At 62.4% G+C, this 22,137-nt stretch carries 23 protein-coding genes and 2 tRNA genes; 18 read left to right on the top strand and 7 right to left on the bottom strand.

Translation table 11 applies throughout. From position 1 onward, the window contains the following. Nucleotides 1-141: 141 nt before the first annotated feature. From KGJ62_02635 to KGJ62_02590, 10 genes are all read left to right on the top strand, one after another. Nucleotides 142-1,989, top strand: coding sequence for a transketolase (locus KGJ62_02635; protein MDE2125465.1), 1,848 nt, complete (start codon nucleotides 142-144; stop codon nucleotides 1,987-1,989). A 22-nt stretch (nucleotides 1,990-2,011) separates the two neighbouring features. Beyond that, nucleotides 2,012-2,617 carry a hypothetical protein gene (locus KGJ62_02630; GenBank protein ID MDE2125464.1) on the top strand — a complete coding sequence of 202 codons (606 nt, stop codon included), beginning with the start codon at nucleotides 2,012-2,014 and terminating at the stop codon, nucleotides 2,615-2,617. Nucleotides 2,618-2,633: 16 nt separating this feature from the next. After that, nucleotides 2,634-3,974, top strand: coding sequence for a hypothetical protein (locus KGJ62_02625; GenBank protein MDE2125463.1), 1,341 nt, complete (start codon nucleotides 2,634-2,636; stop codon nucleotides 3,972-3,974). Between the two features lie 17 nt (nucleotides 3,975-3,991). Continuing rightward, nucleotides 3,992-5,068 (top strand): 23S rRNA (adenine(2503)-C(2))-methyltransferase RlmN, encoded by a 1,077-nt coding sequence (gene rlmN, locus KGJ62_02620; protein MDE2125462.1) that lies wholly within the window; start codon nucleotides 3,992-3,994, stop codon nucleotides 5,066-5,068. After that, the gene (locus tag KGJ62_02615; protein ID MDE2125461.1) at nucleotides 5,065-5,649 is read left to right on the top strand and encodes a hypothetical protein; all 585 of its coding nucleotides are present in this window, start codon (nucleotides 5,065-5,067) and stop codon (nucleotides 5,647-5,649) included. The genes rlmN and KGJ62_02615 overlap by 4 nt, the downstream gene beginning before the upstream one ends. Then, nucleotides 5,639-7,213 carry a hypothetical protein gene (locus KGJ62_02610; GenBank protein MDE2125460.1) on the top strand — a complete coding sequence of 525 codons (1,575 nt, stop codon included), beginning with the start codon at nucleotides 5,639-5,641 and terminating at the stop codon, nucleotides 7,211-7,213. Before KGJ62_02615 ends, KGJ62_02610 begins: the two co-directional genes overlap by 11 nt. Continuing rightward, a complete protein-coding gene (gene lptB / locus KGJ62_02605; GenBank protein MDE2125459.1) occupies nucleotides 7,203-8,009 on the top strand; it encodes an LPS export ABC transporter ATP-binding protein in 807 nt (268 codons plus the stop codon). The genes KGJ62_02610 and lptB overlap by 11 nt, the downstream gene beginning before the upstream one ends. Beyond that, a complete protein-coding gene (locus KGJ62_02600; GenBank protein MDE2125458.1) occupies nucleotides 7,990-9,150 on the top strand; it encodes an LptF/LptG family permease in 1,161 nt (386 codons plus the stop codon). The genes lptB and KGJ62_02600 overlap by 20 nt, the downstream gene beginning before the upstream one ends. A gap of 189 nt (nucleotides 9,151-9,339) precedes the next feature. Further along, nucleotides 9,340-10,953: a DUF3084 domain-containing protein gene (locus KGJ62_02595; protein ID MDE2125457.1), complete on the top strand. Its 1,614-nt coding sequence runs from the start codon at nucleotides 9,340-9,342 to the stop codon at nucleotides 10,951-10,953. After that, nucleotides 10,950-11,378, top strand: coding sequence for a pre-16S rRNA-processing nuclease YqgF (locus tag KGJ62_02590; protein ID MDE2125456.1), 429 nt, complete (start codon nucleotides 10,950-10,952; stop codon nucleotides 11,376-11,378). Before KGJ62_02595 ends, KGJ62_02590 begins: the two co-directional genes overlap by 4 nt. A gap of 113 nt (nucleotides 11,379-11,491) precedes the next feature. On the opposite strand, the gene KGJ62_02585 is transcribed toward KGJ62_02590, so the two are convergent. After that, nucleotides 11,492-12,406, bottom strand: a complete 915-nt coding sequence (locus tag KGJ62_02585) for a histidinol-phosphatase HisJ family protein (protein ID MDE2125455.1) — start codon at nucleotides 12,404-12,406, stop codon at nucleotides 11,492-11,494. Between the two features lie 12 nt (nucleotides 12,407-12,418). Next, complete coding sequence (locus tag KGJ62_02580) at nucleotides 12,419-12,844, bottom strand: hypothetical protein (protein MDE2125454.1); 426 nt, start codon at nucleotides 12,842-12,844, stop codon at nucleotides 12,419-12,421. A gap of 275 nt (nucleotides 12,845-13,119) precedes the next feature. Here KGJ62_02580 and KGJ62_02575 point away from each other — a divergent pair, with 275 nt between their 5' ends. Together KGJ62_02575 and KGJ62_02570 are read left to right on the top strand one after the other, a co-directional pair. Then, complete coding sequence (locus KGJ62_02575) at nucleotides 13,120-13,407, top strand: hypothetical protein (GenBank protein ID MDE2125453.1); 288 nt, start codon at nucleotides 13,120-13,122, stop codon at nucleotides 13,405-13,407. 132 nt (nucleotides 13,408-13,539) lie between these two features. Then, nucleotides 13,540-13,610: transfer RNA gene (locus KGJ62_02570), tRNA-Gln, on the top strand. Between the two features lie 17 nt (nucleotides 13,611-13,627). Here KGJ62_02570 and KGJ62_02565 read toward each other — a convergent pair. Genes KGJ62_02565 through KGJ62_02555 form a run of 3 tightly spaced genes read right to left on the bottom strand, consistent with a single transcriptional unit; the run spans nucleotide 13,628 to nucleotide 17,313 of the window. Then, nucleotides 13,628-16,174, bottom strand: coding sequence for a mannose-1-phosphate guanyltransferase (locus KGJ62_02565; protein ID MDE2125452.1), 2,547 nt, complete (start codon nucleotides 16,172-16,174; stop codon nucleotides 13,628-13,630). Next, nucleotides 16,171-16,614, bottom strand: a complete 444-nt coding sequence (locus KGJ62_02560) for a hypothetical protein (protein ID MDE2125451.1) — start codon at nucleotides 16,612-16,614, stop codon at nucleotides 16,171-16,173. The genes KGJ62_02565 and KGJ62_02560 overlap by 4 nt, the downstream gene beginning before the upstream one ends. Before the next feature lie 3 nt (nucleotides 16,615-16,617). Then, nucleotides 16,618-17,313, bottom strand: coding sequence for an orotidine 5'-phosphate decarboxylase (locus KGJ62_02555; GenBank protein ID MDE2125450.1), 696 nt, complete (start codon nucleotides 17,311-17,313; stop codon nucleotides 16,618-16,620). 300 nt (nucleotides 17,314-17,613) lie between these two features. On the opposite strand from KGJ62_02555, the gene KGJ62_02550 reads away from it, so the two are divergent. Both KGJ62_02550 and KGJ62_02545 read left to right on the top strand, forming a co-directional pair. Further along, the gene (locus KGJ62_02550) at nucleotides 17,614-17,850 is read left to right on the top strand and encodes an RNA-binding S4 domain-containing protein (GenBank protein MDE2125449.1); all 237 of its coding nucleotides are present in this window, start codon (nucleotides 17,614-17,616) and stop codon (nucleotides 17,848-17,850) included. Next, a complete protein-coding gene (locus KGJ62_02545) occupies nucleotides 17,847-19,163 on the top strand; it encodes a DUF58 domain-containing protein (GenBank protein ID MDE2125448.1) in 1,317 nt (438 codons plus the stop codon). Before KGJ62_02550 ends, KGJ62_02545 begins: the two co-directional genes overlap by 4 nt. Nucleotides 19,164-19,184: 21 nt before the next feature. Here the strand turns inward: KGJ62_02545 and KGJ62_02540 are convergent, their stop codons facing one another. Beyond that, on the bottom strand, nucleotides 19,185-19,730 hold the full coding sequence (locus KGJ62_02540; GenBank protein ID MDE2125447.1) for a DUF1697 domain-containing protein: 546 nt from the start codon (nucleotides 19,728-19,730) through the stop codon (nucleotides 19,185-19,187). 199 nt (nucleotides 19,731-19,929) lie between these two features. Between KGJ62_02540 and KGJ62_02535 the strand changes: the two genes are divergently transcribed. The 3 genes from KGJ62_02535 (at nucleotide 19,930) to KGJ62_02525 (ending at nucleotide 21,039) form a co-directional block, all read left to right on the top strand. Further along, the gene (locus tag KGJ62_02535; GenBank protein MDE2125446.1) at nucleotides 19,930-20,298 is read left to right on the top strand and encodes a type II toxin-antitoxin system RelE/ParE family toxin; all 369 of its coding nucleotides are present in this window, start codon (nucleotides 19,930-19,932) and stop codon (nucleotides 20,296-20,298) included. Next, nucleotides 20,295-20,612, top strand: a complete 318-nt coding sequence (locus tag KGJ62_02530; GenBank protein MDE2125445.1) for a HigA family addiction module antidote protein — start codon at nucleotides 20,295-20,297, stop codon at nucleotides 20,610-20,612. The genes KGJ62_02535 and KGJ62_02530 overlap by 4 nt, the downstream gene beginning before the upstream one ends. A gap of 82 nt (nucleotides 20,613-20,694) precedes the next feature. Beyond that, nucleotides 20,695-21,039, top strand: a complete 345-nt coding sequence (locus KGJ62_02525) for a hypothetical protein (protein MDE2125444.1) — start codon at nucleotides 20,695-20,697, stop codon at nucleotides 21,037-21,039. A gap of 35 nt (nucleotides 21,040-21,074) precedes the next feature. Here the strand turns inward: KGJ62_02525 and KGJ62_02520 are convergent. Then, nucleotides 21,075-21,162, bottom strand: a tRNA-Ser gene (locus KGJ62_02520). A gap of 608 nt (nucleotides 21,163-21,770) precedes the next feature. On the opposite strand from KGJ62_02520, the gene KGJ62_02515 reads away from it, so the two are divergent. Next, nucleotides 21,771-22,130 (top strand): hypothetical protein, encoded by a 360-nt coding sequence (locus tag KGJ62_02515; GenBank protein ID MDE2125443.1) that lies wholly within the window; start codon nucleotides 21,771-21,773, stop codon nucleotides 22,128-22,130. Nucleotides 22,131-22,137 lie beyond the last annotated feature (7 nt).

Here is a 22,137-nt window from a genome sequence, read left to right as displayed (position 1 = left end):
CGTTCGGAGCACTACCAATTATACCAGCGCGAACGGCGAGCGGTGAGTGTTCCAGTCACCCGTCGCTCCCCGGCTACATTGTGCCAAAATACGGGTAAGGCAGCAGTACCGCCGATTGAACCGGGACCAGGAGAGATTTTGATGGCTTATACCGCGGTTGATTGGAAAGCGCTGGCAGCGCAGTTGCGGGCAGACAGCATCCGGAGCACGACGGCGGCGGGCTCGGGCCACCCCACCTCCAGCATGTCTGCCGCGGATCTCATGGCGGTGCTGCTTTCCTCGTGGCTGAATTACGACTTCAACAATCCGCACAATCCGCTGAATGACCGCCTCATTTTCTCGAAGGGCCACGCAGCACCGCTCCTCTACAGCATGTACAAGGCCGCCGGCGCGATTACGGATGCCGAGTTGTTGACGCTCCGCAAGTATGGCAGCCGCATCGAGGGGCACCCGACGCCGGAGCTGCCCTGGGTGGATGTGGCCACGGGATCGCTGGGCCAGGGCCTGCCGACGGCCATCGGCCTTGCCCTTGCCGCACGGCTGGACAAGCTTCCCTCGAATTACTGGGTACTGATGGGCGACAGCGAAACCGCGGAGGGCAGCGTGTGGGAAGGGTTTGAACTCGCCGGGTTCTATCGTCTTGGCAGCATCACGGCCATTCTCGATATGAACCGCCTGGGTCAGCGCGGCCCAACCATGCTTCAGTGGGAGGGCGATCACTATGTGGCGCGGGCCGAAGCCTTTGGCTGGAACGCCTTCGCGATCGACGGCCACAGTGTGGAGGCGGTGGACGAGGCATACCGGCGCGCCGTGGCGGAAACGGAGCGGCCCACACTGATTGTGGCGAAAACCGAAAAGGGCGCCGGCGTCTCGTTTCTGGCGAACAAGGAGGGCTGGCACGGCAAGGCGCTGTCGCCGGATGAGGCCGAACGGGCGCTTGTGGAATTGGGATCGCCGGCCGGCAACGTGCGGGTTACTCCTCCACCGGCACACAGCGGCGTGGCGCCCGCAACGCCGGCGCCTGGCAGGTTCGAGCCTCCGAAGTACGATGTCGGCAGCAAGGTGGCCACGCGCGAGGCATATGGCGACGGCTTGCACGCGCTTGGCGCCTCGGATGGCGCCGTGGTGGCTTTCGATGGTGAGGTGAGCAACTCCACATTTAGCGACCGGTTCAAGAAGGAGTATCCACAGCGCTTCTTCGAGTGCTACATTGCCGAGCAGCAGCTGGTAAGTGCAGCAGTCGGAGCGCAGATACTGGGCAAAAAGCCCTTCGCCAGCACCTTTGCCGCCTTCTTCAGCCGTGCCTTCGACCAGATCCGGATGGCTGCGATTTCGCGGGCAAACATCCGGCTTGCAGGCTCGCATGCCGGCGTCTCAATCGGCGAAGACGGACCCTCGCAGATGGCGCTGGAAGATTTGGCAATGATGCGCACGGTACACGGCAGCACCGTGCTCTACCCCAGCTGCGCCACGACGGCGGCTGCTCTCGTCGGAGAGATGGCGAACCGGACCGGCGTTGTGTATATGCGAACCACGCGCGAGAAGCTGCCGGTTATTTACGGCGCCCACGAAACCTTTGCAATCGGCGGAAGCAAAGTCTTGCGCCGTTCAGATTCCGATGCCGCGGCAGTCATTGCAGCCGGTATCACGCTCTACGAAGCGCTGGCCGCCTACGAAACGCTGCACCAGTCGGGGCTCAATATCCGCGTTATCGATCTTTACAGCCTAAAGCCCCTGGATGCCGAAACACTGTTTGAAGCCGCACGTGACTGCGCCGGACGCCTCATCGTGGTTGAGGACCACTGGCCCGAGGGCGGCATCGCCGACGCCGTCTGTGAGGCGTTTGATGGCCGCACGGAACCGCGTCCCGTGGTCACGCGGATGGCAGTTCGCTCAATGCCGGGCTCTGGAAAACCGGCAGAACTGCTGGACGCAGCCGGTATCAGCGCCAGGCACATCGTGGAGATGGTTCGGCATGTAACCGGATAGCCGGCAGACTCGTACTTCCGTTATGTCACTCTTTCTGGTAGTGTTTATTGCCGGACTTGCTGGGATGGCCCTGTTGGCCGTGCCAGGGTTCGGGCGGCTTGGCCACCACGCGGGCGGCCACATTCCGCATGCCCATGTTGGCCATCCTGCGCACGTCGCCCACCCCGGGCCGCATGCCGCGCACGTCCAGCAGGACAATCGCCTATCGAATGCATTCCGGTTCATTCCGGCGCCGCGGGTCGTTTTTACGATGGCCACGCTCTTCGGCGCATTCGGCTATGCGCTGCAAAGCGGTCTGGCGTGGAAGGTGGTCCCAGCGGCGATCACAGCAGCGTTGGGGGCCATTCTCCTTGAGAGGATGGTTGCTACCCCGCTCTGGAATCTGATGTCGCGATTCGAGGGAAAGCCGACCTCGCCGCTCACAGACGCACTGATGACTGAGGCTGTCGCGGTAACGGAGTTTCACAACGGAAAGGGCGTGGTGAGGCTGGTTCACGATGGCCGCAGCATACAGTTGAGTGCCTCTTTGAACCCGGCAGAGAAGGCATCGGTGGTTTCGGTTGGCGATACCTTACGCATCGTTGACGTGGAACCGGGCAAGGAACATGTAACGGTTACGCTGTTGTAACCAGGAGGATACACGTATGGCTACTCCGTTGATCGTGGCGCTAGGCGCCATTGTTGCTGTTGTGGTTCTCATTCCGGCAATCATCAATGCGTTTTTGCGCAATGTGGATGCGGGCGAGATACGCCTTGTCAGTTGGCTGGGTGGCAACTTGCGGATTTTTCGCGGGCCGTGCAAGGCGATGATGGTGCCGCTGCTCACTGTAAGCCGCAGCATCCCGGCGCAGGCGATCAATGTGGATATCGAGATCACCGACCAGACGGCCGACCTGGATTCTAACGGCAAGCCGGCGCCCGTAAAGGTTACTGTGAAGGCATCCGCCATCGTCAGCGTGGGGGAAGATGACTCGATGGTTCGTACCGCGGCCAACAAGTTCTTCTCCAAGCCGAACATGGAGCAGCTTTCCACGCTCACCGACGTGCTCTCTTCGGCCGCTCGCCGCGCCATCAACCTGCTGAAGCACGACCAGCTGTTCAACAGCCGCTCGGCGCAGCCTGCGGCGCTGGTAGCACCAGCCCATGGAGTGGATGCGCTGGCGCCTCGCAGCGATGATGATGAGCTGGCCGTAATTATCAAGGATGCGTGTTCGCGGGAACTGCTGGACCTCGGCCTCTCGTTCAACAGCCTCAATATCAAGGGCGTCCAGAGTGAAGTTGCAGAGGCCCGGCGGCGTGAATCGGCGGCAAGAGCCAAGGCGAGCGCCGACGTGGTGCAGGCGCAGGAGGAGCAGCGCGCGCGCATTGCGCAGCTGGAGGCTCAACAGAGCGTGAACGATCAGGAGAAGAACCTGAACATGCAGATCGCCAGCAATGGCGCGGCGATCGCCCGAGCTGAGGCCGAAAAGCAGTCGGCAGTCCGGCAGCAGCGCGAGGCAGAGCTTGCAGCATCGCAGATAACACAGGCGCGCGCCGATGCGGAGCAAAACGTTATTCAACAGGAGGCGGAGGGCCGCGCGCAGGCTAGCCGGATCAAGCTGGTCGCTGAGGCCGACGCCGAAGCGATCCGGATGAAGGCCGACGCATTGGCGGCGGCGGGCGCGGCCTATCTCGATTTGAAGCGCCTGGAGCTGGCGCCGTCCCTCACGCACGAAGTTGCCGGAGCGTTAGCGCGTGGTCAGTTCGTCAACATCGGTGGTGGCAGCGGAGCCGATAGTGGTGGCGCCGTAAAGGGAGGCTCCGACGACGTGCTGCGCGTGGTGCAAACACTGCTCGCCGCACGCGTGATTACCAGCTTGCCGGTCACCGGTGACGCTGCTGCCGCACCCGAACCGGCGGCTCCGCAGCCACCCGCTGAACCACAGCCAACACCGGTGCCGGCGGGCACGCCGCCGCGTCTGCCGCGGGTTCCCGGCCGGCCCTGAAGCCCGAACCAGCCGTGATGCAACTGCCGCTTACGGGATTGACCTCGGCCGAGATTGCGGGCAGGCTGGTCGGCCTTGGCCAGCCTGCCTGGCGCGGACGCCAGGTCGCTGCGTGGTTGTACCGACGGGGAGCATCGGATTTTGATGCCATGACCGATCTGCCGCTAGCGCTGCGCGGGCAGCTGGCTCGGGAGTTCGTCACCGGGCTGCCGGAGACGGTGCTCAAGGTAGATGCAGCGGATGGAACTGCAAAGTACCTTCTGAGGCTCGGCGATGGTGAGATTGTGGAGAGCGTCTATCTGCCCTACTCCAGCCGAACCAGTTGCTGCCTCTCCACCCAGGTTGGCTGCGCGGCAGGATGCCGGTTTTGCGCTACGGGGCAGGGAGGCTTTTCCAGAAACCTGACAGCCGGCGAGATTGTGGGTCAACTGCTGGCCATGCAGAGAGACGGCCGGAGGATCACCCACGTAGTCTATATGGGAATGGGTGAACCCCTCTGGAACTACGCGGCAACCGTGGAGAGCGTGCGGCTGCTCACCTCCGAGGTCGGTCTTTCGGCTCGGAACATCACCATCTCCACAGTTGGCATTGCGCCCGCCATCCGGAAGATGGCCTCCGAACGGCTGCCCGTAACGCTTGCGTTATCGCTGCACGCCCCGGACGACCATCTGCGCGCCCGGTTGATACCTACCGCCCGCAAGTGGAAGCTGGATGATATTCTCTCGGCTTGCCATGAGTGGACGATATCGACGCGCCGCAACCTCACGTTTGAGTATCTGCTGATTGCCGGTGTTAATGATGCTCCGGCTCAGGCCCGGGCATTAGCGCAACTGCTGGCGCGCCACCAGTTACCCGGCAACGTGAACCTTATTCCGTTTAATGCGGTGGATAACGCGCTCGGATACCGGCGACCAACATCTGCGGCTATCGGCGCGTTTCGCGCAGAGCTTGAGCGTGCCGGCCGCGTAACGACGCAGCGCATGACGCGTGGTCTGGCGATAGCGGCCGCATGCGGCCAATTGCGTGGTTCCCACGCCGGCAAGCCTCGCCAAACCGGTGTTATTTCGCTGACGCCGATTGCTGCCGAGGCGTGAGGACTCGGTGCGCCACAGCGGGCGCTGCGCTGCTGGCCGCTATTACCGCCGGCTGTGGTGGCAGGACCCGGTCTACGCCATCTCTCCGGTCGGAAAGTGCGGCCAAACGGCATACCGCGGCTACACTAAAGGGCATAACCGCGGAGGGGCTTCATATTCCGTGGTGGACAGATAATCCAGACGGCGCCAACCTGCCGCCAATCCGCGTGATGACCGCCGATGCGTCGCATGGCTCGATCTCGTTTGAGATACCGGGCACGCCGGCAAAACTGCAGGGCGCTCACGCAATGCTCTACGAGAAGGGCGACCTGGCCATCATTCTGGATGCTCCCGCCATGCAGGTGGATGCTGGTGCACAGGTGGTATGGGCATCGGGTGGAGTCAGCATCCGTACGGCCGGCCCGCAGACGGGTGAAACCATGTCGGCAGATCGGATGGTCTGGTATCGCAAAAAGCACATCATCATTGCCACAGGCAACGCGGTCGTACACGACAGGCGGCGCGGTCACACTCCAGGAGACAGCTCCGGCCGCCAGATAACCTATAACCTGCTTTCAAAGACGATGACGATTGCATCCTGAGCGAACCGGTATCTATCTGCTGGCCTGCGCGGCTGCCTCATGCGCCGGTGCGCAGGTGCGCCATGCTGCGCCTCCGCAGACAGCGATCCGTTACGGCATCTTCCACCTGAGCGGGTTCACCCATGGAACGGCCGGACCCGGCGGAGCTACGGTGAGTGGGCCCAACACCCGTGTAACGCTCGACGATTCCGCCCACGGCGCCTCAGGCACGCTCGGGGCGCCTACGATCAGCGTCAGCGTGGATTCCAAATCGCACGCCTGGGTGGCCCGCCTCACCGGCGGCGTGCAGTTCCGGATAGTCCAGTCGGCCAAAGCCGGCGCCCGGTCAACCATTGGCAGCGCCTCGGCGGCACAGTACGACTCGGGCGCGGCAACCGTGCGCTTGAGTGGTGGCGTTTCCGCCGCGGTCACCGATCCAGCGATCCTTGCCGGAGCTGCAGCGATCCATGTGAGCCGGCTGACGATGCGCATGTCGGGCGACCACCGGATTGAACTCTTCGGAACGGCGTCGCAGGACAGTATCTCGGCATATCCGCTGCCTCGGAAGGGCGCTCACCCAAATGCGGGAGCCGACCACGTGGTGATCGCCGGCTTTTCGCAAGGCCTCGTGACTCAAAGCCGGATCGCACAGTTCACCGGCACAGAGGTAAAGGCTGTTGTGACGCAGCCTTCCGGCGGTATGGCCTCCATCAGCGGTACATCGCTCGCCGTAACTGGAACAAACAAGGGGGTGACTTCGGCCGAAGCTGCCGGCCCGGTGACGGTTACCGTTTCGCGCCCGGCCACCAAATTGAATGGGGCATTTGCTGCGAGTGGCGCCGCCGGAGTCGGACACCTGGATATTGCCGACCACACAGCGCTACTGGAGCGCCACGTGCAGCTTCAGGCATCCTTTGCCGGCGGCCGCGCGGTAGTCACCTGTGACTCCTTAAAGGCGGCTTGGGGCAAGGCGCTGCGGTTTTTCGCCTCCGGCGCACCGGACCACGCGATGTTACGGTTCATTCCCTCGGCAAAAACCGCCGGAGCGCCTCCAGTGGCGTCAACCGGCAGCCTCGACGGCACGGTGAACCTGCAGCGCTTCGATTCTGCCGAGGAAGCGGGCGGAACAAGCTTAACGGCAGCAGGAGCTTCGATGGTGATCCAGGCTGCATCGGGCGACGACACTTCGTCAGCGGTTATCCATGCGCACCACCTTACCGCCGCAATTGAGAAAGGCGCGCTTTCCTCCGCCCAGGCGTGGGGTGAGCTCAGTTTCCGGTTCCGCCGGACAGCGCCGGCGCCGCAGTCACTGACGGGCACAGGGGTTCGAGCCACGTTGACCACCGTCCATGGAGCGCAGCAGATAGCGGTAACCGGTCCGATGCGGGCCGGTATCACGGATGCCACTCAGTTCGACGGGCCGGCGCTGCTGGAGGGACTGCAAGGCGACACGCTTACGGTAATGCTGAACCACGGCAGTTACAGCATGAACATTGACAGCCCAAATGAGACGGCCAGCCTGCAGATGACGCCGATCAAGCATCCGGCGCCGCCTCGGCCGCCAGGGAAACCTCATGGCCGTTGATGCCGCACCACGCACCGAAATCCAGTTGTGCGCCGAGAGCCTGGTAAAGAGGTACGGCAAGCGCAACGTGGTAGACGGCATCAGCATCGAGGTTTCAAAAGGCGAAGTGGTTGGGCTTCTTGGGCCGAACGGCGCCGGCAAAACCACAACCTTCTATATGATCGTTGGGCTGGTACGGCCAAATGGCGGTCACATCACGATGGGCGGAATCGACATAACCCGGCAGCCCATGTACCGCCGGGCACGGGCCGGCATCGCCTATCTGCCGCAAGAGCCATCAGTGTTCCGCAACCTCACCGTTGAGCAAAACCTGCTGCTGGTGCTGGAAGTGCGGGGCATGCCGCTGCAGAAGCGGCGCGAGATTACCGCGAGCCTGCTGCATGAACTGAATATCGAACGCCTTCGGAACGACCTGGGACGCACCCTTTCGGGCGGTGAGCGGCGGCGTGTGGAGATCGCACGGGCGCTGGCGGCAGAACCGAAGTTCATCCTGCTGGACGAGCCCTTCACCGGTGTTGATCCGAAAGCCATCGAGGATATCGAGAACATCATCCGGAGGCTGGCGCATGAGCGCGGCATCGGCATCCTGATTACCGACCATAACGTGCTGGCGATGCTTAGGATTACCGAGCGCGCCTATATTGTGGCGGATGGCCGCAAGCGTGCTGAGGGGCCCTCGGAGGAGTTGATGAGCAACCCCGAAGCACGCTCCTTCTACTTTGGTGAGCGCATGTGGCAGTATGCCGTGCCGCCCAATCCCGACGAGAGCGAGGGCGATGATGCTGCGCCTCGTTGACCGCCTTGTAGCCATTGACCTGATCGGGCCGTTTGTGAATGGCTTCTTCATGTTCCTGGTGCTGGTATTCGCCGCCGCCTACCTGCCCCAGGCCACCGACCTCATTGTGAAGGGCGCGTCGACTGGCGCGGTTCTCAAGCTAATCGTGTTCAAGCTGCCGAGCGTAACGGCGCAAACGTTTCCAATGGCCATGCTGCTGGCCGGCCTGCTCTCCTTTGGGCGCATCTCGGCCGATAGAGAGGCCGTGGCCCTATTTGCGGCAGGATGCAGCTTTCCTAGAATGATCCGCGGCGTCATCCTGGCCGGGGTTGTGGTGAGCGTGGTTGCCTTCTTCTGGAACGATATCGTGGTGCCGCCGGCAAGCACCGCATTCTGGAACCTTCAACAGCAGGTTGTGAGCCACTACTTCAAATCCACACAGCCGCTGGCGTTTTCGTTCGATTATCCGGATGGAGCCGGCGTTGAGGAGTACGTGACCGTAGCACGCGGCTGGGATCCGAAGACCAAGACGATTCGAGGGGTAACGATCCTGAAGTATGCCGACGCTCGCGGCAGGCATGGCGAACCGCAGGTGATAGTCTACTGCGACCGTGCCGTGGCTCGGGATGCGCTCGGCCTGGACTGGACCTACTATAACGGGTATGCCGTGGCGCCGTGGCGCGACCCAAAAACCGGGCTTTGGCGCTACCCGGAATTCGGCCGCTTTGCCCAAACGAAGACGCTGGCGGATAATGCCGCGATCCGCAAGCCGTTTGGCGAAATACCCGGCGCCGGCACCGATGATCCCGATCGGCTGACTTTCGCGCAGCTGCGCGCCCGGGCCGCGGAAGATACGCGCAGCGGTGAGTTGTCTAAAGCCCGCGGCGAGGAAGTAAACCTTTACGGCAAGATCGCACTGCCGATCGCCAGCCTCATATTTGGAGTGGTGGGCGCGGCGCTTGGATTAAACACCACACGTGGTGGCGGCCGCACGGTGGGATTTGGTCTGGCCATCTTTATCGTATTCATCTATTGGGCGTTCTACCACGCGATGTTCGTCATTGGGAACGGTGGCCGCCTGCCACCGATGCTGGCGAGCTTCCTGGCCGACATTATCGGCGCGGTGGTGGGCGCCATCCTCACACTGCGCGCATCGCGATGACGGAGCGACCGGGCGCAGGCTGCACGTGGCGGCACGCAGCGGTCACCATTCACGTGAGGCACGCCGCTGCCGGCATCGCCGCGCGAATCCACGCGCAGGCCGCGTCTCTAGTCCGCCACGAAAGCGGCTACCTGATATAATCTCTATGGCAAACGGTGAGCGCACGTCGCACGGACAGGCTTTGGAACCATGGTTACCGCGTTTATTCTAACAGGAATGGTAGTGGCCGCCGGGCTGTTGGCCTGGTGGGGTGACATCACTGGGCGCCGGTGGGGAAGGCGGCGCGCGTCGCTGCTTGGCCTGCGCCCGCGTCATACCGCCGCGCTCATCACCTCCGCAACCGGAAGCATCATCGCGGCGATCAGCATCGCTGCGGTCTTGTTCGCCGCCCCCCCGGTGCGCGAGGTGGTTTTGCGTGGTGAGCATCTGATCACCGCCAACCGCCGGCTGAATGTACGGCTGGCTGCCGATAATGCAAATTACTCACGCCAGGTCGGCGCGCTACGTCAGCAATATACGGATAGCGTGGCCCAAACAGCGGTTGCCACACAGCAGCTCGGAGCCGCCAACCAGCGCCTGGCGCAGCGACAGAGTCAGGTACGGCAGATGGAACAGACGGCGAGCCGGTTGACCGACCGCAACGCACAACTTGCCTCCGCCAATGCCGCGCTTACAGTACGCAAGAACGGCCTGGATATGCTTGTGGCCAAACTGCGCGGCGTGCAAGCTGCGTTGAACGTTAGGGTAGCACGGCAGCAGGTGAACAACAAGGAGCTCGGCAAGCAGAGCCTGGACCTCACGCGAGACAACTCTGCGCTGGAAACTCGCAACGCCGCGTTGCTGCAAACCAACGCGGGATTGCAAGCGGGCAACAGAACCCTGACCAGTCAAAACCTGGCGCTTACTGCCCAGCGCACCTCGCTCTCACACGATAATGTGGCGCTGGAGCGCGCAAACCGCCAGATGCTGGCCGGAAACAACGACCTGAATCGGCAGATCGAGCAACTACGCAGAAAGCGCGACAATGCGCTGTCGCAGTTCTATGAATTAGATAAAACAGCGTCGCTCTTGAGTACCGGTGACGTAGTACTTCGAGCCGGTGACGAATTGGCACGCTGCACCGTTCCAGACCATTCGTCGCCGGACGAGGTCCGCCAGAAACTTATGGACCTGCTCGTAAACGCCAGCATCGTCGCCCGCGAACACCACGCCGCCATTGGCTCCAATGGACGCGCCGTTGAGATTATCAGTAAGAACTTTGCCTCGCAAGCCGGCTACAGGCTGGTAAATGAACAGGGCAGTCTGGATCTGCTGACCGAGCGGTTGGCCGCCGCCGACAAGCCTATTGTGGTTCAGGCAAATGTGGTGATTAATACGCTGTCGAACGAACAGGCCATTGTTGACCTGACGCTGCACGAAGTCAACCCGGGCGATGTGTTCCATAAGGGCGATGTGGTGGCATGGACGCGGATCAACGCACATCAACCGGCTTCGAAAGTGGTCGACAGCATCTTGAGCTTCCTTCAAGTCGATGTGAAGAACGCAGCGGTTGGCGTCGGAATGATTCCGCGGCGCGACCCCGATACCAACCAGGAGGAGATCGGTACACTTGGTCCGGCACAACTCACCGACCTTGCGATGCGAGTGCTCAAGGTGGGCGGAATGGTGCGGCTGCAGGCCGTGGCAGCACGAAGCATGCGGGCCGCCGATCCGCTGAGCCTGGATTTCATAGTGGGGCGCGCGCCCGGTGGCAAGGCCGCGCCGCCGGCGCTGGGTCCGCCAACTGCGCCAAACGTGCAGTGACAGTCCGCCGGGTACTCTCCGTAGACCCCGGTACCGGCAAGTGCGGCGTTGCCGTGTTGGAGGCGCCCGCCACCGTGTTGTGGCACGGGATTGTTCCGCGTACAGAGCTGCGCTCGCGGGTGATCGATCTGCTGCACCGTTTTTGCCCCGATTGTATTCTGGTGGGCAACGGCACCGGTTCTCGTGACGCCACCACCGACCTGCGTGCCGTCGCAGGCAAGCTGCCGGTCATCCCGGTGCCGGAGCGCAACAGTTCCGAGCGAGCCCGCGCTCGCTGCGTTGCTGAGCAGCGCCCTCGGGGATGGCAGCGAATGCTGCCTCGCTCGCTCCGCACTCCCAATGAGCCGTACGACGACGTGGTTGCGGTGATCCTGGCCGAAGAGTATCTGACGCGGGAGCTGTCAGCGGCGGCGCCAGGCGGGTAGTAGCGCACAGTCGGCAGATTAGCCGTACGGCCGGCGTGCCATTGCGCAGCCAGGCGTCCGAAGGCAAGCTCACGACCCGTTACCCGTTGTGGGCGCCTCCTGCCGACCCACGACTACACCAGGCTGGCAGCCGCGCGTTCTGTGCCGCTTCCGGCCCGCCTCAACGTGGTAATCGTTGTGACGCCGCAGCCCAGTAGATAGTGTCGCGCCCGCTCAACGCCGGCGCCGACATCAGCGGCGCAGTGGCTGTCGTCTCCAAAACAGAACACACACCCCATCGCCGCCGCGCGGTGAACCAGCCATGGCTCCGGATAGGGCGTATCCAGACCCTTGCGCCAACCAGCCGTATTGACATCGATAATCGCCCCGCAACTGAGCACGGCTTCCAGGGCACGCTCAGCTGCCGCGCGGATTCGCGGCGAGCGCCAGTTGGTGTCGGGAAACATCGGCTCGCCCCGCTTCCTGATCAGATCCAGGTGCGCGGCTACATCCGGCTTGAGCGTGTCAAGCATCTCGGCGACCTGCGCATAGTAGGCAATCGCCAGCGCCTCGGGCCCGCCGGTTGCCTCAATGGCCGCCATAAAATCGGCTGCCGGGCCATCGATCTGCAACTCGCCAACATGATGAACGGAACCCACCATATAGTCGAACGCGGGATTACCATCCGACAGCCTGCTGCGGCGCAGCCGATTCATGATGGGGGCGTAGCCGGCCGAAGGCACCACCTCGGCCTCGAAACCGCGGAGCACCTCCATACCGTCTCGGTGCGTGGACGCAGCAGCATTGATGGCGACGGTGAACGCCTCGAAATCGGACGCCAGTTTTGTGGCGTCCCAACCCAGACTCCGCTCTTCAGGATAGAGAAACCGATTCTCGCTCCGTGGCGCATGCTCCGAAACACCGAAAGCAGCGTAACCGAAGGCGGCCGCCGCCCGCAGCATCTCGTCCAGCGTGCTTGAGGCGTGATCACAGAACTGGCTGCTGTGACCCCCGTGGAGCGACACCTTCCAGGCAAGGCGCTGACTCATCGGCTGCCCGAGCTACAGCTTAACGTCGATAATGCCGCTGACGCCAACGCCCGGTACCCGGCGCAAGGATGTGACCTTGGTCGAAGCTATCGGAACCAGCGCGCGCACCTGAACGCCAAGCGGCCGGAAGTTGCCACCAACCTCGGCAACCGCCTGTACCTGACTGACCCGAGCGCCTGGTCCCATCACCTGCACCGCTCCGGCATAGGCGCCGGTGCCGACCGACAGCACGGGCACGACCTTGGTGGCATAGTTCTCGCCGGTAGTGGAGGTGTGGGTGAGTCCATTGATGAACCGGTTGATCTGCGGGCCAAATGTGTGCACCACCAGCATGATGCCGCCGCCTTTTAGCAGCTTGCCCAACTGCGGCCCAGCCGCAGCCCCGGCTGCAAAACTGCACAACAGCCCTATCGAAAGCCATACTCCCGCACGCTTCATTGGTCGATCCCTCCACCTTCCGGATAGCGTTGGCTCGGCCTGTTACCAGCCGGGCCACACGACGCCATTGTACCGCCATCATGGCAGCCGTCCAGGCGTCTTGAAGGCAAGACCCGGCTGCGGCGCCGCGGGCCGACGACCTTCCGCGCTGATCGGGCACTACCACGCACCGTGCGTTCGTAATAGAACCACTAGGCTGTCGCGCCTCGCCCCCCAGGCCGGGAGCCAATCCTTTGTAGCGATACAGCTGCAACGGGACTGGAGCATGGTCAACAATGAAAAAGAGTAAAAAGGGCGGTGTGGCTGTGGCCGAGGCCATAGCGCTCTCCACGGGACGCGGCTGGCACGGCGACCCGCAGGGCCACGCCATGGCGGGCCGCAAAGGTGGCGCCAAGGTTGCCTCCAACCGCGAACATATGGCGGAAATTGGGCGTAAAGGCGGATCCAAAGTATCTCAAAACCGCGCCCATATGTCGGAAATCGGCAAAATCGGCGGCTCAAAGATTTCGGAGAATCGCGAGCACATGGCCGAAATCGGCCGGCGCGGCGGCGAGAGCAAGTAGCGCGCGGCAACTCCCGGAAGCGCACGGCCCCCTGCGATCAAACGTCGCAGGGGGTCGTTATGCTTGAACGGCTGATCCGAACGGCAAGGTTTGACGCGTCCTCGCGAGCCGAGTATAATCCCCATGCCCTGATGGGGGATCGTCCAGCGGCAGGACAGCGGCCTTTGAAGCCGTTAACCCAGGTTCGAATCCTGGTCCCCCAGTCCATCAGTCCGTCTGGCTACAATCCGGGGCGGCGCAGCGCTTCGATTTTGCGCACATACTCCAGCTTAAGCCGCTCCGTTGCCTCAGAATCTCCCGCTTCGGCGAATACATGGAAGCACGGATCGGACGAATCGGGCATCACCAGTACCCAATCGTCGCCGTGGTAAAACTTCAGGCCGTCAATCAGATCTACCCGGCCACCACCTTCCGTAACTGCGTCCACCTCGCGCATGAGGTTGCGCATGATGTTCCCCTTCTCCTCCCACGGGCATTTTACAACTGCCTCGCTTAGCCAGGATGCCGGCAGTTCGTCGGCAATCTCGGCAATGCGGAGGCCGGTGGTAGCCAGAATCTCCAGCAGTTTCGAAAAGCTGAACATCGCGTCAAACGTGGGCTGGAACTCGGAGAATATGAAACCGCCGGAGCTATCGGCGGCGAAGTCGATGCGAGATGCAGCCGGCACGCCACTGTGGCACAGTGCCATCAAATCTCGCGTGTCGGTGCGTGTACGGGTAATCGATGCGCCGTGCAGGCTGGTCAGCGCCTCCAGCGATCGTGGCGCCGTCACGGGCACTGCAATACGGGCATCCGGGTGCGTCCGTGCAAATAGCACGCACATCAGCGTAAGAAGCGCATCCCGCTCTATAATCCTGCCATTTGCGTCCACCAGCGTAAGTCGCTCGCCGTCGGCCTCGAACAGCACGCCCAGATCGGCCCGCAGCGTTTGAACGATGCGGGCGAGGTTTGCCAAACCGGCGGCACGATCGGCGGTGGCGCGCGGTATCTTCTCCACGTCCGGGTAGGCGTTTAGCGCAACCACATCGCACCCAAGCCTGCCAAGGATGGCGGGATAGTACATGCCGAGACGGCCATAGGCGAAGTCGGCAACCACCGAGAGAGCGTTGTTCCGCACAGCGTCGGCGTCAACGTGATGGCGGAAGTCTTCCGCATACTGCTCCATGCCGCGACCGGCAAACTCGAGTTGGCCCACCTGCTCGGCATCTACCCGACGGAAGTCCTCACGGAAAAAGATAGTCTCCACCTTGCGCTCATCGTTCACGCTTAGATAGATACCATGGCCATCGAAGAACTCGATGAGCGTGTTACGCGGGTTGTTCGGCGCGACCCGAACGTGAACACCACCCCCCGAGAGTGATCCCAGGATGGTGTGCCGCGCAATGGGCAGCGGCATCGAACTCATATCCAGCACATTCACGCCAACCGAAAGCAGACCACTCATGAGCGCGCGCTTCATCATGCGCGCAACGGGGCCGGAGTCGCGGCTGGCAACAACGGTAGCGCCTCGGCGAAGGTACCCGCCAAAGGATGCGCCGAGCTTGCAGGCAAGGTCCGGCGTGATCTCCACATTCGCAATACCCGTGACGCCGTGCTTCCGGAACAGCGTGCCGGCCCACTTTTGACCCCATACAAGGCTCATCGTCACCGTGCTGCCGGCCTCAATGATCTTATCGGGCCACAGTTTGATCTGCGAGCGTACCGTGCTGCCATCCTCAATGCGGCACCCGCTCCCGACGACGGCGCCTTCCTGGATCTTCACTCCCTGCTTTATCGTGGCGTGGGAGCAGATCGTACAGCCGTACAGGTCGCTGTCCACTCCTACGTAGACGTTGTCCCACAGGATGCTGCGTCCAATCTTGGCGCCGCTTTCAATGATCGCCTGGTCGCCGATCACCGAAGACGGGCCCACCTCGGCATTCGCCTTGATCACGCAGTTACGTCCGATCATCACCGGCGGCTTGATCTGCGCTGTAGGATCGATTTCGCATCCATCAGCTACCCAGATGCGGTTTGCATCCTGCTGCCCGGGCGTATGTCCCAGCGGAATCCTCGTCGCGCCATCCAAAACCGCGTACTGAGATTCACGGTAGTCTTGCAGGTTGCCTACGTCACACCAGTAGTCGCCATCCATCACGTACCCAAACATCGGGCGACCTTCGTCCAGTAGCCGCGGAAAGATGTCGCGGCTCCAGTCATAGTTACGGCGTGGCTCCATATATCCCAGAATGCCGGGTTCCAGAATGTAGATGCCGGTGTTGACGGTATCGGAAAACACCTCGCCCCACGACGGCTTCTCCAGGAACCGGCTTACGCGCCCCTCGTCGTTGGTGATCACCACCCCGTATTCCAGCGGATTGGGATTGTGAGCTAACACAATGGTGGCGGCGCTGCCCTTCTCCGTGTGCCACGCGATAACGCGCTCCAGGTTCACGTCGGTGAGGGCGTCGCCGCTTATGATCAGGAATGGCGAATCCTTCAACTGCTCCTCGGCCTGCTTTACGCTGCCTGCGGTCCCAAGGGGCGTATCTTCAATAAACCACGAGAGATTTACGCCGAGATCGCTGCCATCGCCAAAGTAACCCTGTATCTCATCGGCCAGATAGTGCAGGGTCACTACAATATCGGTGATTCCATGCCGCTTCAGCAGCAGCACGATGTGCTCCATAATCGGCATGTTCAGCGCCGAAACCAGCGGCTTGGGGCGATGCGAGGTCAACGGCCGCAGGCGGGTGCCTTCGCCGCCGGCCATAATCACAGCTTTCATGGTTGCGGCTCCTGCGAACCGAAGCTAAGGCTGGCGCCACTGCGCCCCCACGCGCCAAACAGAATCAACGTGCCGGCAGCGAACCCGCCGATCACACCTCCCAGTAGTGCAAGGTGCGCCATAGCCATAGCGACGCATGCCGCTCCGCAGCCGGCCTGCAGCACTGCGGAGTAGAGCCGTGCGTTACGACCGCGGTTCCACAGCAGCAAGCCGCCGGTGGCAAGAGCTGCAACCGTGATAGGCCAGCGGACCGAGGACTGAAAACCCGACCGCTGCAGGCTGACATGGCTTACAAGCGCTCCTGGAAGGCCCAGCGACTGAACGGCAGGAGTGTAGCGCTCCCATGCACCGAACAGGCTGCCGATTGCCGTAAGCATTCCGGCAATGGTCACGGCATCCATCATCGACAGATTGCGAGCATGGCGCGCCTTCACCGTCATCGCTCAATCCACCTCGCGGATGCTGGCACAGATAGCTCTCAGGGTCCCTTCAAGGTCGCCACCGGCTGGCTTGAACGCATCGGCATCCACGGCTAGAGGCGCGCCAATCACCACCAGTGGGGCGCCATAGCGCGGGCATGCAATGGCCTGCTCGATGCTGAGGCCGCCTACTGCCTGAACCGGTACGCTTACGGCGCGGGTCACCTCGGCCAGTTGATCCAGTGGACTCGGCATCCGGCCGCCATGCCGTTGCTGCACATCCGCGTCGCGCCTCTCGTCGTAACCGATATGGTGGATCACATAGTCGCAGCCGAGCTCCTCCAACAGCCTGGCGCCGGCAACCATGTCCTCACAACCCAGGTTGTCTCCCATAACCTTAACACCCGTATCGTGTCCCGCCTGGACTACCTGTTTCACGGTTGCGGGATGCGCGCGCGCCATCACCACCACATGCGTAGCGCCGGCGCCGGCCATCATCTCGGCCTCCAGGTATCCGCCATCCATCGTTTTCAGATCGGCCACGATAGGCGTTTCAGGAAATGCCTCTCGCAGCGCCCGAACACCATGGAGCCCTTCAGCCAGGATAAGCGGCGTACCGGCTTCCAGCCAGTCGATGCCGGCCCGCATGGCGATGTGCGCGGTCTGAAGCGCTTCGGCGATGCTGGTCAGGTCCAAAGATATCTGTACTACAGGCTTCATGGCAAGAGTTTGTGCGTGGATCTGCGGATTACAGCAGGATTGCTGCCACAGCGGAAGGGTTAGCAGGTCAGCGTGGCGAACCGTGCTATCTCGCCGGCTTCGGGTCCGGTCACTGTTCCGTTCCGGGCAGCAGAATTCCTTTTGCGGCCGCCCTCAGAAGTGGTGTCATGGCCCTCTGGAGGTCGCCCGGGCGGCATGGCAGCGCCGGCTGCGTACCGCAGAGCCTATGGCGGCGCTGCCGGCTATATGCCATGATGCCACACACATTGCAGCTTTCCAAGCCCTCGACCCGCCTTTGCGATGACCAATAACCAAACCATAACAATCCGGACCGAAACGATTACGCTGGGCCAACTGCTCAAGCTTGCCGGCATCATAGGCAGCGGCAGCGACGCGCGATCATGGTTGGAGGAGCATCCAACTCTCGTCAACGGCCAGCGCGACGTACGCCGGGGACGCAAACTGCGGCCGGGAGACCGACTTTCGGGCCTGCCGGGCGGCGTAACGATTGAGCTTTCCGGTACTGGCGCTAAGTGATATTCAGCCGCCGGTACTTTGTGTTGGCGCTCGCGATTGTGCTGGCCAGCCTGGCCGTTTGGGTTTGGCCATCGCAGGCGATTCTTGGCACATGTGGGCTGATCGCGCTGACCATCGCCGCCTGCTTGGACGCAAGGACTGCCCCTCGACTTAACGCTCACGACGTCCGACGCGAAGCGCCTCGGGCCGTAAAGGCGCAGGAGCCGGCCACCGTACGCATTACCGTGACGAACGGCACCGGATCTCTTTGGCGCCTGAGAGTGCTGGATACCCCAGACAGTCGTTTGACCTTCGATTTGCCAACCGACGGTCTGCGCTTCGTTGCTTTCCAGCATGCCGAAACGGCTGTTGATTACACCTTCCGCGCGCCGTCGCGTGGCCGTTATCGATTCGCAAACGTTGCGGTATACGCTTCCGGGCGGCTTGGCCTTGCGAGCCGCCGGACCGATCTACCGCTGGCAGGCGAGGTAGACGTCTATCCCGAGCTGCCACCGGCTTTGGTAAGCAGGCCAAACGCCCGCCGCATTCGACTCGGCTCGGACGGCACGCGAAGTACTCGACGGCACGGCCAGGGCAGGCAGTTTGAGAGCCTGCGCGACTTTCAGCCGGATGATGAGTTGCGGCGCGTCGATTGGCGTGCTACGGCGCGACGTGGAAAGCTCATCTCACGCGAGTACGAGGCGGAGCGATCGCAAGCCGTGATCATTGCGCTGGACCTGGGGCGCGTCATGTCGATGCGTATCGGCGGAAAGCCGCGCCTCGAAACCGCTATCACGGCAGCACTGGCTCTGGCCAGGACGGCACTGGAAGCGGATGATCGCGTGGGACTGCTGACATTTGGCGCCGAGGTCGGCACGTTTCTGCAGCCGGAGCGTGGCAGCAGGCAGCTGCGACGCATTCAGCAGCACCTGATGGCGGCCGAGCCATCGTTGGAGGAGACCAGCTTTGCGGCCGCGCTCGGCTCTCTGGCGCGCCGCGCCCGACGGCGGACGTTGATCGTATGCTTCACCGATCTTTGGGACCGCGAGACGTCGGTGGAGGCGATCGACGAGGTCGCCATAATGGCTCGACGGCATCTGATGGTCGTAGCGGCGATCTCCGATCCTGCGCTTACTGCAGCCGCGGCAAAGCCACCGGAAGATGAACTGGACGTATATCGGTCCGCGGCCGCTGCCACACTACTGACAGACCGCCGCCGAGCCCTCGCCGCACTGGCAGGCGCCGGCGCCATCGTTCTGGATAGCACCACCGCTCAAATCAACGCGAGCGTAATCAGCCGCTACATCCAGGCTAAGGAGCGGATGGCGTTGTAGTGCGGGCCGCCGGGCACAAGCCTACGCCTCGGCCGATTTTAGAATTCGAGCCACCGTGTTCCAGTTTCGCGTGGTCATGCCCCGCCCGAACAGAGCTTCGATATCCGTCATCATCTCGGGCGTACCCCCTTGCGCCGTCAACTGGATCGCGCTGCAAACATCCGCGCCACGGCAGAAGACGATCGAACCGGCGCACCGCGAAAAGGAATAAGGCAGTATTGGCGATACCGGAGGCGGCTCGTCCAGGAGCGTAAGGTACAGCCGCGTTTCTGCCGTAACGACAACCGTTGCGAAGGGGTCGGCAACCACAAGTTGGCGAAGAGCCTCCACACTTCGAACGGTAACGTGGATATCCAGTGCGAGTTCGCTCAGGAGCGCTTTCCTCAGGACCTCCGCAAGCCCGTCATCGGAACCGGCATCAAACAGCACGTTGCCGGTGGCAAGCACCGTACGGACGCGCAGGCAGCCGGCCGAGGAAAAAGCCTTACGCACATCGGCCATCGGTATAGCGCGATGGCCACCGACGTTAATGCCTCGGAGGAAAGCTACGTAGTATGACGGGGCCATGGCGAGTGGTTGGTGTGGCGGAGGAATGCCGTACGTTGGCACGGCGACATATGGACGCCGTACGATACCTGGCCCGACTATGCTCCTGGTTCAGGGCCGGCCCACGTCACCTGCACGCTCTAGGCGCTTTTCGACGCGCTACGGTGACATGTTTCTCGTACGCCCCGTTTGTCCAATCTCCGCCCGGCGCCATACCGTAATGCCAGACCTGAATCTGGCGACCCGCGATGCCCTGCCGTTTCCGTCAATAAGGGTCGGTACGCATCGTACACTGCAACATAATTATCCGAACGACTCGCTGCCCGCGTTCTTCGTCGAGGAGACGCGGTCGCGGCACATCCCGTCCGACCTCGAAAGCCGACTCTTTCGCAAGCTCCAGATGATCGACGATGCGACGACCAATCAGGATCTGCGGGTGCCGCCCATCAATCACTTCGAGACACTTCGCGGCAATCTGGCGGGATTACACTCGATCCGCGTCAACAGTCAGTGGCGGCTGATCTTTCCGTGGGACGGCAGCCACGGTGCAGCGGAAGGCGTCTATCTCGAAGACTACAGCTATAGATGAGGCGAACCAAGCTGACGGCGAAGCGCAAGCCGGCCACGGTCGGCGAAATCCTGGTGCAGGAGTTCATGCAGCCGATGGGGTTGACCCAGGCGGCGCTCGCGGCGGCGATGGGCGTTCAGCGCAAGCACGTCAATGAACTGTGCAACGACCGGCGCACCGTCACGGCGGCGACGGCGCTCATTCTCGCGCGCGTCTTTGGCAACAGTGCGGATTTCTGGCTGAACGTGCAGCGCCGCACCGATCTGTGGGAGGCGATGAACAGTCCCAGCGAGCGCGAGCGGATCGAGCGAGCGACGCCGCTCGGTACTCGGTGATCTTTGCCACCGGAAGGGGACAGATGTTCTGGCGTAGAAATCGGCCGTTCCGGTCCCTGAGGCCTCGCGCGATTCTGGCGCAATGTCCCGACGCGGGGCCAGCCTGAGTGTTCTGCCCGATGATCTCTACATCGAGCCGGAACCCTGGTCGCGGATCGGCCAGCCGCCGAAGCACAACATTCAGGCGTGGACCGTCATGGAAGACTGGTCCGACTCTGCGCCGATCACCGATGCCGAGGTCGACCTGTTCGAGGCGTGGTCCGGCGATCTTTTCGATCCGCTGTTCGGGCCTTGCCGATTATCTGAAAGGAGAGTCACGATGAGCTTGCCGTTGCGCGCCGTGATGTATCTGCGCGGCTCGACGGCGGAGGCTCTCGGCGCGACGCTCGCATCATCGGTTCGAAACGCAATCCGCTTCAGACGCTGACTGCGGCGGCCGGCGTCCGCAGTTCTGTTCTGAACTGGCGGAGAGGACAGGATTCGAACCTGCGCGCCCTTGCGGACGGCCTGTTTTCAAGACAGGTGCCTTCAACCACTCGGCCACCTCTCCGCGCGATCGACATTATAGCCGGGCGCAGTGCGCCCGTCAATTTGGGCGGGTCCACTCATCTAGCCGGCCCTCTTCGGACTCTGGCCGCGCACTGGAGCACCGTAGACGGAGCCTGTGGCGCTTCCTGTGAGAAGTCCGCCGTTACGCCGCCATTCAGCGTAGAGAACGTTTTGCCCGTTGCGTCGTACTGATCGTTACTCCCGGGCTTCGGGTCGGTGAGGATGTGGCGACCGCTGGTATTTGTGCCGCCACTCCCACGATGAACGGCGCCAATAATGCCAGGGCCATTACTACGGCCCCACGGAAGACGAGCGAGCTTCGCCGCGAGAGCACGCGATTCACGTCGTCGATCTTCCCCGCCAATCTGGATTCTGAGCGTGGTCCCATTCTGTCGCCCTTCCTGCACGTTGTGCCTGCATGGCGTTCCGTGCGGCAGCCCGCGGTACACGCTTGCACGGTATCCTGACGTTTCAAGCAATAGGTATTGGTAGAGTTAACTGGCCCGCTCCGGTGGTCTGTCTGCCTGAGGTATCATGCAATCTCCCGCAACTTCGACGCAACCATCGCAGGTTTGCGCCGGATCTGTCTGGGAATGGAGGCCCGTCATTTTGCGAACTTACCGGTCAATCTGCACGGCGCTCCCCGTTTCCGCAACGATCGGCGCCGCAGCGGCAGCCGTCAGGCAGCCGAACAGGGCCCAAACGACGTCCCGGCCCGATAAGTTAAGCGCCGATGGACCGCGGAAGGCGTGTGCGTGGCATGTATCAGACCTCAAGATCAAAGGCAAAACCGCCAGTGCCTCCGTGGTCGTCACCAGCATTGCACCAACGCTTGCGCAAGCCGGCTGCAAAGATTACCGACCAGGTGATGCGCGCGCGATGCTGGTCAAGAGCGCCACGGGCTGGAGAATTAGACAGATACGCGCCGCCAGCACGCACATGGTCGTGATTGGCCGGAAGGTCTCGTAGGGAGGGC

This window comes from Armatimonadota bacterium (genome assembly GCA_028871815.1).
Lineage (GTDB): Bacteria > Armatimonadota > Chthonomonadetes > Chthonomonadales > Chthonomonadaceae > REEB205.
This window is presented reverse-complemented; position numbering and strand designations above follow the sequence as displayed.

Bases quoted from the DNA above. Each gene is read 5' to 3' on its own strand.
- KGJ62_02635 (MDE2125465.1), top strand. From the start codon at position 142: ATGGCTTATACCGCGGTTGATTGGAAAGCGCTGGCAGCGCAGTTGCGG.
- KGJ62_02630 (MDE2125464.1), top strand. From the start codon at position 2,012: ATGTCACTCTTTCTGGTAGTGTTTATTGCCGGACTTGCTGGGATGGCC.
- KGJ62_02625 (MDE2125463.1), top strand. From the start codon at position 2,634: ATGGCTACTCCGTTGATCGTGGCGCTAGGCGCCATTGTTGCTGTTGTG.
- rlmN (MDE2125462.1), top strand. From the start codon at position 3,992: ATGCAACTGCCGCTTACGGGATTGACCTCGGCCGAGATTGCGGGCAGG.
- lptB (MDE2125459.1), top strand. From the start codon at position 7,203: ATGGCCGTTGATGCCGCACCACGCACCGAAATCCAGTTGTGCGCCGAG.
- KGJ62_02600 (MDE2125458.1), top strand. From the start codon at position 7,990: ATGATGCTGCGCCTCGTTGACCGCCTTGTAGCCATTGACCTGATCGGG.
- KGJ62_02595 (MDE2125457.1), top strand. From the start codon at position 9,340: ATGGTTACCGCGTTTATTCTAACAGGAATGGTAGTGGCCGCCGGGCTG.
- KGJ62_02585 (MDE2125455.1), bottom strand. From the start codon at position 12,406: ATGAGTCAGCGCCTTGCCTGGAAGGTGTCGCTCCACGGGGGTCACAGC.
- KGJ62_02580 (MDE2125454.1), bottom strand. From the start codon at position 12,844: ATGAAGCGTGCGGGAGTATGGCTTTCGATAGGGCTGTTGTGCAGTTTT.
- KGJ62_02575 (MDE2125453.1), top strand. From the start codon at position 13,120: ATGAAAAAGAGTAAAAAGGGCGGTGTGGCTGTGGCCGAGGCCATAGCG.
- KGJ62_02565 (MDE2125452.1), bottom strand. From the start codon at position 16,174: ATGAAAGCTGTGATTATGGCCGGCGGCGAAGGCACCCGCCTGCGGCCG.
- KGJ62_02560 (MDE2125451.1), bottom strand. From the start codon at position 16,614: ATGACGGTGAAGGCGCGCCATGCTCGCAATCTGTCGATGATGGATGCC.
- KGJ62_02555 (MDE2125450.1), bottom strand. From the start codon at position 17,313: ATGAAGCCTGTAGTACAGATATCTTTGGACCTGACCAGCATCGCCGAA.
- KGJ62_02550 (MDE2125449.1), top strand. From the start codon at position 17,614: ATGACCAATAACCAAACCATAACAATCCGGACCGAAACGATTACGCTG.
- KGJ62_02540 (MDE2125447.1), bottom strand. From the start codon at position 19,730: ATGGCCCCGTCATACTACGTAGCTTTCCTCCGAGGCATTAACGTCGGT.
- KGJ62_02535 (MDE2125446.1), top strand. From the start codon at position 19,930: ATGCCAGACCTGAATCTGGCGACCCGCGATGCCCTGCCGTTTCCGTCA.
- KGJ62_02530 (MDE2125445.1), top strand. From the start codon at position 20,295: ATGAGGCGAACCAAGCTGACGGCGAAGCGCAAGCCGGCCACGGTCGGC.
- KGJ62_02525 (MDE2125444.1), top strand. From the start codon at position 20,695: ATGTCCCGACGCGGGGCCAGCCTGAGTGTTCTGCCCGATGATCTCTAC.